We start from the raw sequence: 15,421 nt of genomic DNA, 5'->3' as shown, positions 1-15,421 counted from the left end.
CTCCGCCGCGGACAGGAGCAGGTCCTTGATGACATAAGTCGTCTCCAGGTTGACCTGCTGGATCTCGAAATCGGTGGTGATCTCCAGCAGGGCCTGCTCATTGCTCTGTCTGATATGTAAACTGTCGTCGGAAACGCTAAACGTCGTGGTCGTCGTGTGATCCTTCTCTTTGGTCGATTTTTCCCAGTGCTTATTCTTGTTATCCCACGTCCGTTTCGTGGTTATGGTCTTGGTATCCGTCACGGTTCTGGCACCCTTGAGTTCCCGATAGTAATCGGTCAACTGCCGCGTTTGCGCCCCGACCTGGCTGCGTTTGAGTGCCACTTGTCGATTGGCCTTTTCATTCGCAAGGTCGATACGGGTCAAGGCGTTGTTGCGGCCGAGACGCGCCGCGTTCAGACGAATCTGGGCGGCCATGGTGTCGCGATACTTCTGGGCCAGGGCGCCCGCGGTCGCCTTAGTGCTAACGCAGGTCTCGAAGGCGCCGGCGTCCTGACCCAGGCGACAGTCGAACAGGTCGGGACCGGCCTCGCCGGTACAGACCAGAAATGACTCGATCTGCTGTGGATCCTCGAAGTCTGTCGGCTCTGCGCAGCCGGTCAGTGAGGCGAGACTACCACGTACTGGCTGATCAGTGCATTGACCTGTTGGCGCAGGGCCTCCTGATTGCTGTCGAAGGCGCGGGATTCCGAGTCGAAATCGGCCTTAGCCCCTTTCGCCGCGTTTAAGCCATTCGTGGCGACCGAGTAGAGCGCGCCGAAATCCTGCATTGGCACATAGCGGTTGTCGTAGCCGAGCGGATTGAGGCCTTGGTTGTAGATGCTGCCTTGCTTGCGCAGTGCGGAGAGCGCGCTAACGATATTGCTGCCCCCGCCGATTGCATCGAAAGTGGTACCTTGAGTGTTTGCGATGGCGGCGGTCAGCAGGTAGGCCGTGGTATTCACGCCCTTCAGGGTCGCCAGGGATGCACGCCGGGCCGCCGTCCACTCTTGGTTCGGATCCGGCGCCATCTGCCGCACCAGTTGCTTGGATGACAGTTCGCGCAGTGCGAGACTCAGACGTTCCACGCCGATATTGAATAGGCTGAAGACGGCATCGTCGAAGTAAGCAGATATATAGATGTTGGTACCGACCGCCGGGCTGAAGCCATAGACGAAGACGCCGATGGCCTTCTGGTAGTAATCCCGGGCGCTCTGCAGCAGGCCGAGCTGCTCGTCCAGTTTCTGGTCCACATTTAGGGTGGGGGCGGAAAAGCGCCATTCCAGTGCGTCGATCAGGAACTCGTCGCCGATCATAAGATAGAGATTGGCAAGGGTCTTGATGGTATCCAGCAGGCTGGCGCGGGCGATAACCGCGTCGGCATAGTCACGATAGAGAAGGTAGGCGTAGGTGTCCCGCGCAGCCAACAGGCGGGCCTCGACTTCGGCGAGGTCCTTGAGTCGATCGGTAGCCTGGTAGTTAAGCCTCTGGTCGCCACGCAGATCACCGCGGGGCGTGATCTCTTTTTGGGTCGCGCTCAGGAGCCCGTCCCGGAAGGTCTTGCCCGCTGTCAGCTCGTCGTCTGCGGCCTTTTTCCAGTAGGCGAAATCGGCCTCGGTGCCTTGGCGCGGGAAGGGATTCATGTTGGATGCCAGCACCCGCTGGGTGGCGGTCACCAAGTCCCCGCCGACAGCGCTGAACCCGGGGGCATAAAGACAGTTGCCAGGGGCCTCGATCGTCGCACCGGGACAGGCGGCGCGAGCAATCCCCGTTGCGCCGAGCGCCACCAGCGAGAGGACGATGAGTCCGAAGCGCCGCATATGTTTCATCATGTCGACCTGCCTCGTTAAGACGATCCGTTGCGGTTTCGGACCCGTTGCGGACGTAGGTTGGGGTGACGAAGGAACCCCAACGAGATGGTGCCAACCGTGCCTCTACGCCCCCGCCGATCTTTACATCACCGTAGGTTGGGGTGAGGAACGAACCCCAATATGGCCGGCCGCCGATGGTTGGTGTTGGATTTCCTTCGTCACCCCAACCTACGGTCCTGTTGGTCAAACAGTGATGGGGTTCGATGTTAGAGTTTCATAATGAATGCTAGCGCGTAGTAGGGCGGACGGTTATCAAGAATGTTAGTAGCAGCCGTGCCAGTCGCGCCGCCATGGGCGTGAGAGTTAACGGTGTGACTATGTCCGCCAGCGCCGGCCGTGTTTCCGTTGATATTGTGAGAATGTTCGGCTGGCAGGTCAGGGGGTGTGTGATCCCAATCCACGCCATAAAAGGTGCCATTTGCTCCGCTGGTATTTAGATTTACGGAATGCTGGTGATCGCCAGCCCAGTTCACCTCAGGGCTTTCAGCGCTAATACTGTGAGAGTGGTTGACGCTATTGGATTCGACTCCACCGGTTCCTCCAGGCAAATAACTGCCGCCACCGCCAACAATGAAACGCCCCCGAAGGTCCGGCGTTGAGTTCTGCCCATTGCAAAGGGCCCACCCAGCCGGCACCGCATCCACCGCCCCACTCCACATAATGATCCCTCCCTTGGGCACCCCCCCGTCCCCGGCCTGAAATGCATAAGCGACGCTTGAGAACGGTTGACGCGGCATCTCGGTATCCGTTCCCACCCTGATGCCGATATAGGTCTCGCCGGTGAACTTGCTGGGATCAAGGAGGTTACCTGGGGTGTTGCCGAGCACGACGGACAGGCGCCCATCGGCCAGCGTCAGGGTCTGGGTCTCGGTCCAGAACGCCGTGCCCGCCGTGGCGACCGTGTAGAGGCTGAGCGTGATGGTTTTGGAGCCGCTGACGGGCTGCCCGGCCCCATCGGTGAGTGTGCCCTGGTAGGTCAGTGTCTTCGGGACGGCCGCGACGGCGAGCTGCATCACGCCCAGCGCCAGACTGATCATGAACAGGAGGGAGCGAAGGGTAGTGGTCATCTGCGGTTTCTCCTCTGCACGAAAACGGGTGTCGCCGCCGATGTGACGGTGCGGGGTTTGGCTGGGGCAGTGAGACAGGGTATTGGGCTGGCGCGACGGTGGCCGCGCAGCCGGCGAACGAAGGCCCCATCCGGTTTCCCGGGGGTTGTTGCTGGCGGCTGCGGTGCGGCCTGATCTACCATGAGAGCGGCTCTCTGGGGTTGTGCGTATCTGCTGGTCCCGCGCCCACTTATGGTCTGGAGGCTCTGGGACACGAAGACGCGTCCAATATTAGACCTTGCTCCTAGATTGGTAAACCGAGCAAGACGTTTTATTTTGAACCATACCGCGAGGTAGGCCGCCGCACCCCCCCGGTCGCCGGTGAATGGGCCAGTCGTCGTGTTGCGGTCACGCGGCTGTCACGAGGAGCATGGATAATCCGATGAACCCTGGCAGCCATTGCTCAGTCGCTCGGAACCTCGCTTGGTGACACGTTACGCCCCTCTCGTATTCAGGCCCTTCCTGGCGTCGCCGTCGCCGCATTCAGCGACTGCCGCCATGAGGAGCGTCGACCTGATCTGGTTCAACGCCGGTGGCGGTCATCGCGCTGCCGCCCAGGCCATGGAGCAGAGTATTCATGACCAGGGGCTGCCATGGCGCGTGCGCAAGGTCAATCTGACCCAGGTCCTGGACCCGCGCGGGCGCTTCCGTCGCTACACCGGGATGGAGCCCGAGGACCTGTACAACCTGCGCCTGGCCACCGGCTTTACGCTCGGCCTGGCCCAGGAACTCAAGCTGCTGCAAGGCGCGATCCGGCTGGGCCACGCCGCCCTGGTGCGGCGGTTGGCGGGCCATTGGGAGGGCACGCGCCCCGATCTCGTCGTGTCGCTGATCCCGAACTTCAACCGGGCGTTGCACGACGCACTGGTGCTGGCCTGTCCGGGGGTGCCCTTCGTCACCGTGCTGACCGATATGGCGGATCATCCGCCGCACTTCTGGATCGAGCCTGATCTTGCGCAGCATGTGGTCTGCGGTACCGCGTATGCGTGCGCGCAGGCGTTGGCCGCTGGCTGCCCGCCCAGTCGCGTCTATCGCAGCAGCGGGATGATTCTGCGCCCGGAGTTCTATGCCCAGGGGCCGATCGATCGCGTGGCCGAGCGGCTGCACCTGGGTCTGGACGCCGACACCCCCACCGGCTTGGTGCTCTTCGGCGGCACCGGTTCGCGGGCGATGAAGGGGATCGCCACGCGCCTGGCCGATACACCGCTGATCCTGATGTGCGGTCGCAATCAGGCACTGGCCGACGAGCTGCGCGCCCTGCCGGCCCGGGCGCCGCGGGTGGTGGTCGGGTTTACCTCGGAGGTGGCGCGCTGGATGCGGCTCGCCGACTTTTTTATCGGCAAGCCGGGCCCGGGCAGCCTGAGCGAGGCCGTCCAGCAGGGGCTGCCGGTGATCGTGACCCGCAATTCCTGGACCATGCCCCAGGAGCGCTGGAACACGCATTGGGTGCGCGAGCACGGTCTGGGGATCGTACATCGCAGCTTTCGGACGGTGCGTGCAGCGGTCGACGAACTGACCCGGGGCCTGCCGCAGTACCAGACGCGCGTGCGCCGGGTGGAGAATCGAGCGGTGTTCGAGGTGCCGCAGATCCTCGAGCGCATCCTCGCTCAGGCGCCGGTGCCGAGCCGCCATGAACATCCAGTCGCGGTGCGGGCGCTGCCCATCACCGGTCGCGTTGCGTGGCGCAACGTATGAATACCACCGTGGCCGCCATGGGCTGCGTCCTGCTATCGGTGATGGCACAGTTCCTGATCAAGGCCGGGATGTCGAGCGTTGCGGTGAAGGCGGCACTGGCGCAGCCCGCCGGCCTTCAACTGGCCGGCGCCGTCATTCTAAGCCCTCAGATTGTCGCCGGTTTTTTGCTCTATACCCTCGGCGCGGTCGCCTGGCTGGGCGTATTGGCGCGCTGGGATGTCAGCAAGGCGTACCCATTGGAGGGGTTGGGGTTCGCCCTGGCGATCATTGTCGGATTTCTGATCGGCGAAGAGGTGACGATGGTGCGTACACTGGGGGTGCTATTGATCTGTGCCGGAGTCTTTGTCGTCAGTGCGAGTTGAGGGTCCGCCGTGCGGACCGACGATCATTGCGGCGTTGCCGCCAGGCGCCCGGGTCCGTGCGGTGTGGCGCGTCGGTGAATGACGTCGAACAGGCAGCGCTCGACCGCGTCGATAACCCGGTCCCAGTCGAGCGTCTCGGCCGTGGTCCTGGCCTTGGCCCCATAGCGGTGCCGGCGCTCCAGGTCCTGGGCGGCCGCCACGGCCGCGCTGATAAAGGCGCCGGGGTTGCGCGGGTCGACGGTGATGCCGTTGTCCCCGGAGTGAATGATGTTGTGGGCCGCCGCATCGTCGAAGGCGACGACCGTGAGCGCGCTGGCCATGGCCTCCGGGACCACGTTGCCGAAGGTCTCGGTCAGGCTGGGAAAGACGAACAGGTCCGCGCTGGCATAGTGTTCGGCGAGTTCGATACCCACCTTCGCCCCGACGAACTGGAATTGCGGGTAGCGCTGCCGCAGTCGGGCCAACTCGGGACCGTCCCCCACCAGCAGGCATCGGGCATTGGGAAGGACCGCCTGGGTGCGGGTGAAGGTCTCCAGCACCAGCGCGATATTCTTTTCTGCCGCCAGGCGCCCGACGTAGAGTAGCGCCGGGTCCGAGGGGCCGCAGCCCCAGCACGCGCGCAGCTCAACGCGGCGACGCTCCGGGGTGAAGAGCGCGGTGTCGACGCCGCGCCCGACCACCTGGAGCTTGGTAAATCCTTGGGCCGTCAACCGGTCGCGCAACTCAACGGTGGGGACCAGCGTGGCGTCGGCGCGGTTGTGAAAGCGCCGCAGCGCGTGGGTGATGGGTGCCGCCAGCAGCCCCAGCCCGTAGTGCAGGCTGTATTGCTGGAATTGGGTGTGAAAGCCGGTCAGCGTCGGGATGGCGCTCGCCCGGGCCGCCATGAGCGCGGCCTGCCCTAAGGGTCCCTCGGTGGCGATATAGACGACGTCGGGGCGCCGCACTCGCCACTGCCGACGCAGGCGCCAGTAAACCGGCAGCCCGAAGCGCAAACCGGGATAGCCCGGGATGGGTAGGCCAGGCACCAGGGTCTCACCGGCGTGCGCTCCACGGTCGCTCCCCTGACGCGGTCGGACCACCTGGAGTTGGTGGCCCCGCTGCGCGAGTCGCGCGACCAGCTGCCGCATGGTATTGGCGACGCCATTGATCTCGGGCGGATAGGTCTCGGTGACGACCGTGACGCGCAGCGGATGTGCCGGTGTGCTCAAATCGCGTCCGCACGCTCGATGAAATGCCGGGAATAGGCCGGGTTGAGTTCCGCGACCCGCAGCAGGATGAGTACGTCCGCCACACCAAAGTCCGGGTCCCGGCAGGGCTCACCGCAGGCTCGGGCGCCCAAGCGCAAATAGGCCTTGAGCAACGGGGGCAGTGGGGCGTCGAGTACCTCGTCCGAAACCGTGCCGCTCAAGAGGGGAACGCGCGGGGTGACGCGCAGTTCCGGTCCCACCATGGCCTGGCGGCGGATGCGGTTCATGATCGCCGCGGCCTGGATATCGCCGGCACCCAAGGGGATACTGGCGCAGCCAAACAGATAGTCGAACCCGTGCAGTTGGATGAAGCTCGCCAACCCTGACCACAGCACCGCAATGGCCGCACCCTGGCGGTAATCCGGGGCGATGCAAGTGCGACCGATTTCCAGCTGCCGCCCGGGGAGCTTGGCCACCGGTCCCAGGTCGAATTCGCCCTCCGAATAGAAGCACCCGCTGCGCTCGGCATTGCTATCGGTCAACAGGCGGGTGCAACCGACCACCCGGCCGGTATTCACCTCGCGGACCAGCAGGTGGTGACAGAGGCTGTCGAAGTCGTCGACATCCAGTCCCTGATGGGTTCCCTTGAGCTTGGCGCCAAACTCCTCGCCAAAGACGCGAAAGCGCAAGGACTGGGCCTCACGGACCTCGTGCGCGCTGGTCGCGAGTTCGACGAACAGGCGTGCTGCACGCCTCTGGGGTAATGCGGGGGCGATCGCTGGCATGGCTCAACCTTGGGTCATTACAGAAGCAGGACCCAATCTATCCAACGTCTGTTGCCGGTCCGTGAGGAATTGATGACGATACCGTTAACCCGATTGCTCTGCTCCCAATGTGCGCCCAACGAAGACGTAATAGGGCACCCGCAACCCGGGCAGATAGGGGACCGGGGCGCGGTACTCCGTCAGTTGATGGTCGGGTAGCAATGCCCGCAGCCGGCGCAGGTGCTCCGGGTTGGGACGCACCCCGTCATGGGCGAACCAGCGCGGCCAGAACCACCGGGTCATGCCCCCGTGGCGCACCAGACCCGGCGCGGGAGTCGGGTCGGAAACATAGAAATCCACCACGCCCAAGGCGCCGCCCGGTTTCAGCATGCTCAACGCGTTGGTGAGCGCCCCTTCCCAGTCCGGGATCATCGTGAGCGCATAGGAAAAATAGACGAGATCCACGGGAGCGGCCGGTTGGTAACGCAGCGCATCGGCCTCCACCACCCGGACATTGCGCAGGCGGTGCGTCCGCCGCCGCGCCTGCTCCAACAGGGCGGGGCACAGGTCGACCAGTTCGACCGACCCCAGGGTCGCCAGCCGATCCCCCAGAAACCCCAGGTTACGCCCGGTGCCGGCCCCCAGTTCGATCACGCTGGACCCGGGGGGCGGGGCCAACTGCCACATCAATTCCGCCCGGCCGTGCAGCAACCGCTCGCGGAAGGCGTCATAGTGTTCGGCCTGTGGACCGTAAAACGCTTGCAGACGTTCAGCCAGGGCGCCGCTGCGGGGTTGGCCGCGCATCAGGCTCAGCAAGACCAGTGCATCACTGCGGGCCATGATCAGGCCCCCACCAGGTCGGCGACATGGAATCCGGCGTAGGTGTGGACCCGGTCGCGGCGCTGCAGGTCCCGGGTCAGCGCCGGGTGGAAGGCGAGGCGTTCGCACAACGGCTCATGACGCGCGCCAACCTCGATCCGTTCCAGATAGGCGGGGGCGGCATGGGCGCTGCGGAAGATGACGCGGGCGTTCGCCGTGGCGCGCTCAAGAATGGCCGTCCACTCCTCCCCCAAGGCCTCAGGATAATAGGAACTCATCCAATCCATGTGATCGAGCAGCACAAACTTGGAGATGCGTTCTTCGGTCTGCTGCAAGAAGGCGGTGACGGTACAGGTATGAGGCACCACACGGTCCGCCAGCCCCGCCTTGAGGGCCGCGAAGTTCGCCCGTTTGAGGTATTCGGGGCAGCACGACTGGGAGTAGCGTCCGTTGAGATAGACCATCCAGAAATAATTGGTCCAGACCGGCAGCTCGCGGAAGACATATTCGACCGCCTCGCGGATGAAGCCCGCTACCCCGTGGTGGTGTTGCGCCTGGACCTGGCGGCGTTGAGCATAGGGGACGCCGAGCATGCTCATAGTGAGCTGGCGCGACAGGGTCCAGTTCATACCCGCCCCCCACATCAGGGGCTGGACCTGGGCGTCGTAGATTGCGCGCTGATCTTTCAGACAATCCGCCTGGATCAATTCCTCGATGCCCGCTGCCAACCGGGGGCGGACCCGCAGATAGGCGCGAAAGGCGCGTGCTACGGTCCCCGCGAGGCCCTGGAAGTAAAAGCCTCCCTGTGCCGGGTTGAACCAGTGCAGACGCTCATCCCAGAAGCCTTGCGCGAAGGGTGAGAGTTCGGCGCGCAGGGTGTCGTGATAGAGGGTGCGCACATGCTGGTGGACACCGCAGCCGAACAGGGCGAAAAAGTCCTCGAAGTCGAGATGTCGGATGCCGGCCAGCTTGAGTTCCAGCAGGGCCGTCTGGCGCGGATTGGCATCTACCGCGTGAATGCGTCGGGGACCAGCCAGCGCATAGTCCAGCACATTACACCCGGCGCTCGTGATCACCAGCAGGCTGTCGTGCGGCTTCAGGGCCAGTGCGATGCGGTCAACGGCCGGATCCTCCCAGCAGGTGTTATAGACCAGGGAGCGGGAATAAATGGCGTTGAAGACGGCGTGGTCGATCCGGTCGCGCAGGGTCAGGGCAGCTTTCACGGCGAGGCTCTCAAGGTCATGGCGATGATAGACCCGTGAGTCTAATGATGGATCATGACCTCATGGTGACCGGCAGACGACCGCAGCGTGACAGCCCGACGTCAGTCAACTGGCCCGTGCCAGGGCCAGCGCGGGGAGCGGGCTGCTGAGGCTCTCGGGGACGGCGTCGGTCCAACGCAACAGTTCCAGCCGACCGTCGTGATGCTCCACCAGGGCCGTGCAACTCTCCACCCAGTCCCCGCAGTTGCAGTAGAGCGCTCCCTGCACATCCCGGACCTCGGCATGGTGAATGTGGCCGCAGATCATGCCGTCGACTCCACGCAACCGCGCCTGCGCCGCCACCGCTTGCTCGAAGCTGCCGATATAGCTCACCGCGTTCTTGACCTTGTGCTTGAGGTAACCGGCCAGCGACCAGTAGCGCAGCCCAAAGCCGCGCCGCACCCGGTTCACCAGGCCATTCAGGGCCAGCAGGTGGCCATAGACGCGCGAGCCCAGGCGAGCCAGCCAGGGGCCGCACTGGACCACGCTGTCGAAACAATCCCCGTGCAGCACCAGGAACCGCCGGCCATCCGCGGTTTCGTGGACGACCTCGTCGCGGATCAGCACGTTGCCGAAATCGGCCCCGAGGTGTGCGCGCAAGAGTTCGTCGTGGTTACCGGGACAGAAAATGACCTGGGTGCCGTTGCGGGCCTGCTCCAGCACGGAGCGCACCACCGCGTTGTGGGCCTCCGGCCAGTAGACCCCGCGGCGCATCTCCCACAGGTCGATGATGTCGCCCACCAGATAGAGTTGCTTGCAGCGGGTGGACTGGAGAAAATCCAACAGATACCCGGCCTGGCAACCGCGAAATCCCAGGTGGACATCGGAGATGAAAATGCTGCGATAGCGCAGGGGGTTGATGCGCGTGATTTCGGACATCCCAAGGCCACCCTCGTCGATGATGTTGGCCTATGGTCTGAAAACTGTGTTGCCGATCCATGGTGGAATCATGAAGATGTCGTGAAGTTCGCTGCATCCGTCTCGAGGCCGAGTGCATTCAGCAGCCGTGCGCTCAGGTCGGCCGGGCTGCGGGAAATCACCTCTTCCGGAATGCCATGACGGACGGCGAGCCGCTCAAAGTCCTCGAACCCGTAAGACACGATGAAGGGATGGATGCCGGCACCCACCGCCGCCTGGTAGTCGGTGGCCTCGTCGCCGCAGGCAAAGCTGAGCGCCGGATTGACCTCGAACTGCGCGCGCACCGCGCGGAAGGCGTCCAACTTGTCGAGGGCCAGCGGCAAATGGACCAGAAAGTGAAAGCGGGACGGGTCGACGCCCTCGCGCCGGAACAGGGTCTCCAGGGTGGCGACCGGGTCGCGGGTGATATTGCGGGTCACGATCCCCACCCGCAGTCCGGGTTCCCCAGTCAGCCGCTCAAGCAGTTGCGCTATTCCATCGTAGAGATGGCCTTCCTCGCGGTAAACCTCAGTCATCGTCGCGATGAGGCGCGAGCGTTTCTGCCGGGCGAACTGCTTGCGCAGATTGCGCGGAAACTCCTTCACGCCACCCAGGTACTTGAATACGTGGCGCCTTTTCTGGAAGCCGGACAGCGGGCCGATGTTCATGCCGTGCAGCGCAAAGGTCTTGTCGATGGCGCTGAAGGCGTCCACGGTGGTGCCGTCGGCGTCCAAGATGATCAGTCGGTCGTTGCTATACATAGTGCAGTCGAGGTCCGTGCGGTCAGGAGGGACTGGGCTGGTCTCATGGTATCGCCGGAAAGAGTATGAGAGTCCGCGGTACGGACCGAGTGCCGCCTCGCCGCAGCGATGACTGACGTTTATGCCGGACGCCAAAATCAATCAGCAGGTCCGTGAACATGAGACCTCCGAAACAACCAAAATGGACAGGCGGGGCCGATGCAGACAGGGATGGCGCGCGCCGCAGCATGGCAGAGGGATATGACCAAGTTGTGACGGTCGGCTGGTCGCGAGGTGCCACCGAGCCCGTCGCGCCGACATGATCCGGTCACTTGCCCGTAGCGAAGGCGTAACAGATCGCGGTTAGACTCCCCGCTCGCGGCTGGCGCCTCGGCGAACCCGGCATGGCCTCCGCTACCGTGGCGAATCCGCTGTCCATGGGACGCCCCCGGCCTGACCGGCGCGTTTCGCTGGTCACGCAAGACGCCCACCAGAACTTGGTATCCTCTTGTCGGCAATCCCAGCAGCCGAAATCCACATCAACAACCGCGCAAAGGACTCCTGTGATGAAATGGTCCACGACCATCGCCTCCGCCCTGTTACTCACGACCGCCGGTCCGCTCCTAGCCGGCACCTTCGACAAGGCCGGCGTTGCGCTGGCCGGCTCGGCGCCCGTCGCACGCATCCTGAACTGCGACCTGGCGAAGACCTCATTCAAAGGCAGCAACGAGGGCTGGTTCAGCAGCGCCGAGAAGTCCGTCGAGTCCACCTGCCTGGCCGGGGACACCCCGATCAACTTCTCCGCGGGCGCAGACAACTGGCCGAAGCTGCTGAAACTCGCCGGCCAGCCGGTCATCGTCAAGCTGGCCCAGAACAAGGGGGTGATCAAGGAGGCCAAGACCGATTGGGTCTTGGTCGACATCGCCAAGGCCGGCAGCAAGGTCAACCCGACCACGAATCCGGTCAAGCTCTGCGGCGATGACAAGGCGCCGAAGGAATTGAAAGACGTCTGGTCGCACGGCTATCGCGTCGGTGTCGCGGTGGATGTTTGGGCCGGCGGCACGCGCGCCAAGGACGCCCACTGGACCGGCGCTCAGTCGGGGCACAAGGATGACTGGTATGCGGATGTGCGCCTGTCGCGCAGCCGCAACGCGCAATGGGCGCCCGATGGGTCGGTGCGCCTCGGTGCCGTCTGCGCCGCCGCGCACGAGACCATCGCGACCGCTGCCAAGCCGCTGATCTTCGTCTACGACCAGGGCCGCGAAGACCCGGACTACGTGATCGTGGAAGCCTATGAGGTCGATTGATGCCGTGCGACCGCGCACACTCAGGTCCAACGCGCCAGAATGTGACTCAATGACACCGATCGAGAGGGTCGAGGTGCTGTACGACAACCTCGTGACCTGGTACGCAGAGGGCCAGGATCGCGAAACCAGGGCCGCAGCCAACCTGCTAATGATCGCCCTGCTCAAGCTTAAGGAGCACGGCGGGTTCGGTTGGCGGGGGCTCGTCGAGGACTATGTGCTCATGCTGAAAAACGACCCGGAGCGCTTCCAGCGCGTGCTCGAGGCGAACCGCGGGGAGAGCAAGGCGGGGTGAACTGACCCACTGTCGGGCCTCAGGCCGACCGCGGCAACTCAGGCGCTCCCGCCTGATCGCTTGGTCCATCCTTCCGAACGTCGCCTAAACATCGTCCCGACCACCACAGGTGAAGATCACCGCACGCTTGCGAAACCAGACAAACCGCGTCCGTTGTGCTTCAATGGCGACTGGGTTTCGGCGGGACGCAGCGAATGTTTCAATATCTTTACGAACTCAGCCAATGCCTGCCCGAGCGGCCGGCCTGGGAACGCCTGAACGAAGGCATGCCCGCCAACTACGACCGCGGGCTGGCGCTGTGCTTTGGCCCCGACGGCGCGTGGTGCGGGGTGAAGACCTTCATGGGCAACCAGTCGGTGGTCTACCGCTCCGGACCGCCCAATGGCACCGATTTCACCCCCTGCTGCAAACTGGCCGGCAACACCGCCAATCGCCTGGCCGCGAGCGTCAAGGCACTGGCTGACCACCCCAGCCTACCGGGCGAGAAACGCCAGTGGCTGGTCGACAGCCTCACCTGCTTCAATGACGCGCAAGCGACGATCTGGGCCGAGGTTGAGACGGCGCAAAGAGAGGCCGGCATTGACGGCAAGGAGCATCGCGGCTATGTCTACTGGGCCGATGATCAGATGGGGCCGATTTATGCCTGGCCGCAGACCCAGTCTCTTTTGGTCGAGCGGGCATTGTCCGCCTTTGCCGATAAGGGCGGGGAACGGGCAAGCGGCAGTTGCGCCGTCTGCGGTAGCCGGGCCGTCAAGGTCTTTGGCAATTATGCCGTCGTGGCCTGCTACAACCTCAATAATCCCGGTGCCATCGCGGGCGGCTTTCAGGCCGGCAAGGCACATCGCAATTTTCCCGTGTGTGGCGACTGCGCTCTGTCTATCGCCGAGACATTTACCTTCGCTGAAACCTATCTGTCCAGCAACATGGCCGGGCAGAGCTATTTGATTCTGCCCTACAGCAACAACCCCGAGGTGCGCGAAGAACTACGCGCCCGCCTGGGCCAACGTCCCGACCGTTATCAATTGGGTAAGGCCCGCGATCTGCTCGCCGACGAACTGGCCCTCACCGAAGAGTTTGCCGGCGTTGGCGATCAGCTCGCCTTCGCGCTGATCTTTTTTAAGCAACAAAACGCCGCCTGGCGCGTGCAGGCCGAGGTGCAGCAATTGCTGCCTAGCCGCCTGCACCTGCTACAGCGCGCGGGCCGGACCATCGCCAATGCGCCCGATTTGACCGCCGAGAGCAAGACCGAGACCAAGCCGGTCCAGATCAGTGCCATGACGTTCAAGAACTTCTCCAGCACCAGCGACAAGGCCAGTGAGGAGACCTTGCGTGGCTGGCTGGCAGCCCTGTTTGACGGACAGGCAGTGAACCGGAGTCACTTTCTGCACTGTCTGGTCGGCAAACTGCTCAGTACCGGCAAGCGCAACCCCGAGTTTCTGCACTGGATGACACGCCAAGCCTGGGGCTTCTATCGCTATGCCTGTCTGACCCGACTCATCATCCCCGCGCCCGCGATGGAGCATTCCGCCATGTCCGAAGTCATTCCCAATAGCCCCTATGGACGCTATACCCAGGAGCACGCCGATTTCTTTCGCCGCCCGGAATTGATCGTGGCCTTCCTGACCGGCTGCTATGCCTCGCAGGTGGCCTCGGTACAGCGGCAGATACGCGGCGCCGATCCGTTCACTAAGAAATTCATCGGCCGTCTGCTGGGTCGCCAGCAGTTGCAACGACTCTACCGCGAAGGTCACGGCAAACTGGCCCAATACGGCAAGCTCGGCTATGTCATCACCGGGCTGGACCCGGACCTGGCAAATGCCTGGGTGGGCTGCGGCGAGGATTGGGCAATCGGCGATGAAGAGGCGACCTTTGCCTTTACTCTTGGTTATAGCTTGGCCTACCGGATCGGGCAGCTCGATAAGGCCGCCACCGACGTGGCTGAAGCGGCACCCACAGACCTCCACGATTAACCGCCGCGACGCTCAGCAATTTTTCAGGAAAACACCAATGACCGCGATCACCAGCCGCTACGAAATGCTCTTTATCTACGAGGCCAAGGACTGCAACCCCAATGGCGATCCGCTCGATGAGAACCGCCCGCGCACCGATCCCGAGACCGGCGAGGCGACCATCAGCGATGTGCGCATCAAGCGCACCGTGCGCGATTGGTTCCTGAGCCTGGAGTCGGATGTAGAGAAGCGCCTGGCCGCGGGCCGCGAGGTATTGATTCGCGACACCCTCAAGGCCGACGGCTATCTATCCGAGGGCAAAGACCGCGCCGAGCAGTTTTTGGCTGAGGCTGCTAAGGGCAAGAAGGGCGAGGCCAAGCGTCAGGCCCTGGAGGCCGCGGTCTTGCGTGGGTGTATCGACGCGCGGCTGTTCGGCGCCACCCTGCCGCTCGGCAAGAACGAGCCCTCGCTGCAACTGACCGGCCCGGTGCAGTTCTCCGCCTTTAACCGCTCACTGCATCGCGTCAGCCCGACCCTGGTACAACAGACCGCCGCCTACGCGGGCAGCGACAAGGGCAACCAGAAATCATTCGCCGAGCGCTGGCTGTTGCCCTATGCACTGATCGCCGCCTACGGGGTGGCCAACGAAACCGCCGCACAGACGACCGGACTCAGCGAGGCCGACCTCGACCTTCTGCTGCAAGGTCTATGGCGCGGCACCGCGGCGCTCAACACCCACTCCAAGATCGGCCACGACCCGCTGCTCCTGGTGGTCGCCGATTATCGCCCCGGCTTCCGCCTGGGCGCCCTGCCGCGTCGCGTCAGCCTGGCCAACCAGAGCGCCGAAGACACCGCCCTGCGCTCGACCCGCGATTTTTGGCTGGAGGTCGGCGAACTGTTGAGCGCCCTGCATGACTATTCGCAGCTGACCGGTCTGCGGGTCATGCAGGATCCGCGGCTACGCTGCCAATCCGGCGCTCAGGCCGGACTCTTTGCTGAACTGGCCGAGGCCGCAGGATTACCGGTCACCGCCCTGGACCTGTAGCCATGCGGACACTGGTCTTCCTGAAGTTTCCTACTTTTGATCTGGGGCCTTGACCGTCATTCCGGCGATGCTATTCCCGGCTCCTGTCCTTGAGCGCATGGGCTGCACATCGGTGCACCGGGCAGATGGTCGGAACGGCGGACGGG

15 protein-coding genes are annotated in these 15,421 nt (G+C 63.8%); 6 read left to right on the top strand and 9 right to left on the bottom strand.

The annotated features are described in order from the left end of the window. The 3 genes from QZY44_RS10280 to QZY44_RS10270 form a co-directional block, all read right to left on the bottom strand. The coding region (locus QZY44_RS10280; RefSeq protein ID WP_295445818.1) for a hypothetical protein at nucleotides 1-417 on the bottom strand (417 nt) is incomplete at its 3' end. A 182-nt stretch (nucleotides 418-599) separates the two neighbouring features. Continuing rightward, nucleotides 600-1,811: a hypothetical protein gene (locus QZY44_RS10275; protein WP_295445816.1), complete on the bottom strand. Its 1,212-nt coding sequence runs from the start codon at nucleotides 1,809-1,811 to the stop codon at nucleotides 600-602. Nucleotides 1,812-2,056: 245 nt separating this feature from the next. Beyond that, complete coding sequence (locus QZY44_RS10270; protein WP_295445814.1) at nucleotides 2,057-2,917, bottom strand: hypothetical protein; 861 nt, start codon at nucleotides 2,915-2,917, stop codon at nucleotides 2,057-2,059. 537 nt (nucleotides 2,918-3,454) lie between these two features. Here QZY44_RS10270 and QZY44_RS10265 point away from each other — a divergent pair. Together QZY44_RS10265 and QZY44_RS10260 are read left to right on the top strand one after the other, a co-directional pair. Further along, complete coding sequence (locus tag QZY44_RS10265; protein WP_295445813.1) at nucleotides 3,455-4,651, top strand: galactosyldiacylglycerol synthase; 1,197 nt, start codon at nucleotides 3,455-3,457, stop codon at nucleotides 4,649-4,651. Continuing rightward, nucleotides 4,648-5,013, top strand: coding sequence for a hypothetical protein (locus QZY44_RS10260; RefSeq protein WP_295445811.1), 366 nt, complete (start codon nucleotides 4,648-4,650; stop codon nucleotides 5,011-5,013). The genes QZY44_RS10265 and QZY44_RS10260 overlap by 4 nt, the downstream gene beginning before the upstream one ends. Nucleotides 5,014-5,036: 23 nt before the next feature. On the opposite strand, the gene QZY44_RS10255 is transcribed toward QZY44_RS10260, so the two are convergent. The 6 genes from QZY44_RS10255 to QZY44_RS10230 all read right to left on the bottom strand — a co-directional run bounded on the left by QZY44_RS10255 (nucleotide 5,037) and on the right by QZY44_RS10230 (nucleotide 10,703). After that, nucleotides 5,037-6,221, bottom strand: a complete 1,185-nt coding sequence (locus QZY44_RS10255; RefSeq protein ID WP_295445809.1) for a glycosyltransferase family 1 protein — start codon at nucleotides 6,219-6,221, stop codon at nucleotides 5,037-5,039. Next, nucleotides 6,218-6,985, bottom strand: coding sequence for a GNAT family N-acyltransferase (locus QZY44_RS10250; RefSeq protein WP_295445807.1), 768 nt, complete (start codon nucleotides 6,983-6,985; stop codon nucleotides 6,218-6,220). The genes QZY44_RS10255 and QZY44_RS10250 overlap by 4 nt, the downstream gene beginning before the upstream one ends. An 84-nt stretch (nucleotides 6,986-7,069) precedes the next feature. Next, nucleotides 7,070-7,804, bottom strand: a complete 735-nt coding sequence (locus tag QZY44_RS10245) for a class I SAM-dependent methyltransferase (protein WP_295445805.1) — start codon at nucleotides 7,802-7,804, stop codon at nucleotides 7,070-7,072. A gap of 2 nt (nucleotides 7,805-7,806) precedes the next feature. Then, nucleotides 7,807-9,006 carry a BtaA family protein gene (locus QZY44_RS10240; RefSeq protein WP_295445803.1) on the bottom strand — a complete coding sequence of 400 codons (1,200 nt, stop codon included), beginning with the start codon at nucleotides 9,004-9,006 and terminating at the stop codon, nucleotides 7,807-7,809. A 105-nt stretch (nucleotides 9,007-9,111) separates the two neighbouring features. Continuing rightward, the gene (locus QZY44_RS10235; RefSeq protein ID WP_295445801.1) at nucleotides 9,112-9,924 is read right to left on the bottom strand and encodes a UDP-2,3-diacylglucosamine diphosphatase; all 813 of its coding nucleotides are present in this window, start codon (nucleotides 9,922-9,924) and stop codon (nucleotides 9,112-9,114) included. A gap of 68 nt (nucleotides 9,925-9,992) precedes the next feature. Further along, nucleotides 9,993-10,703, bottom strand: a complete 711-nt coding sequence (locus QZY44_RS10230) for an HAD hydrolase-like protein (RefSeq protein WP_295445799.1) — start codon at nucleotides 10,701-10,703, stop codon at nucleotides 9,993-9,995. A 545-nt stretch (nucleotides 10,704-11,248) separates the two neighbouring features. Here QZY44_RS10230 and QZY44_RS10225 point away from each other — a divergent pair. The 4 genes from QZY44_RS10225 (at nucleotide 11,249) to cas7b (ending at nucleotide 15,275) form a co-directional block, all read left to right on the top strand. Then, nucleotides 11,249-11,989 (top strand): hypothetical protein, encoded by a 741-nt coding sequence (locus tag QZY44_RS10225; protein ID WP_295445797.1) that lies wholly within the window; start codon nucleotides 11,249-11,251, stop codon nucleotides 11,987-11,989. Between the two features lie 49 nt (nucleotides 11,990-12,038). Continuing rightward, the gene (locus QZY44_RS10220) at nucleotides 12,039-12,281 is read left to right on the top strand and encodes a hypothetical protein (RefSeq protein WP_295445795.1); all 243 of its coding nucleotides are present in this window, start codon (nucleotides 12,039-12,041) and stop codon (nucleotides 12,279-12,281) included. Between the two features lie 194 nt (nucleotides 12,282-12,475). Beyond that, nucleotides 12,476-14,251, top strand: coding sequence for a TM1802 family CRISPR-associated protein (locus tag QZY44_RS10215; RefSeq protein WP_295445793.1), 1,776 nt, complete (start codon nucleotides 12,476-12,478; stop codon nucleotides 14,249-14,251). Between the two features lie 37 nt (nucleotides 14,252-14,288). Further along, nucleotides 14,289-15,275 carry a type I-B CRISPR-associated protein Cas7/Csh2 gene (gene cas7b / locus QZY44_RS10210; RefSeq protein ID WP_295445790.1) on the top strand — a complete coding sequence of 329 codons (987 nt, stop codon included), beginning with the start codon at nucleotides 14,289-14,291 and terminating at the stop codon, nucleotides 15,273-15,275. The last annotated feature ends 146 nt before the right edge of the window (nucleotides 15,276-15,421 follow it).

Source organism: uncultured Thiodictyon sp., from assembly GCA_903837595.1.
Classification (GTDB): domain Bacteria; phylum Pseudomonadota; class Gammaproteobacteria; order Chromatiales; family Chromatiaceae; genus Thiodictyon.
Note: the sequence above shows the minus strand (reverse complement) of the source record. Positions and strands in the feature narration are given on the sequence as shown.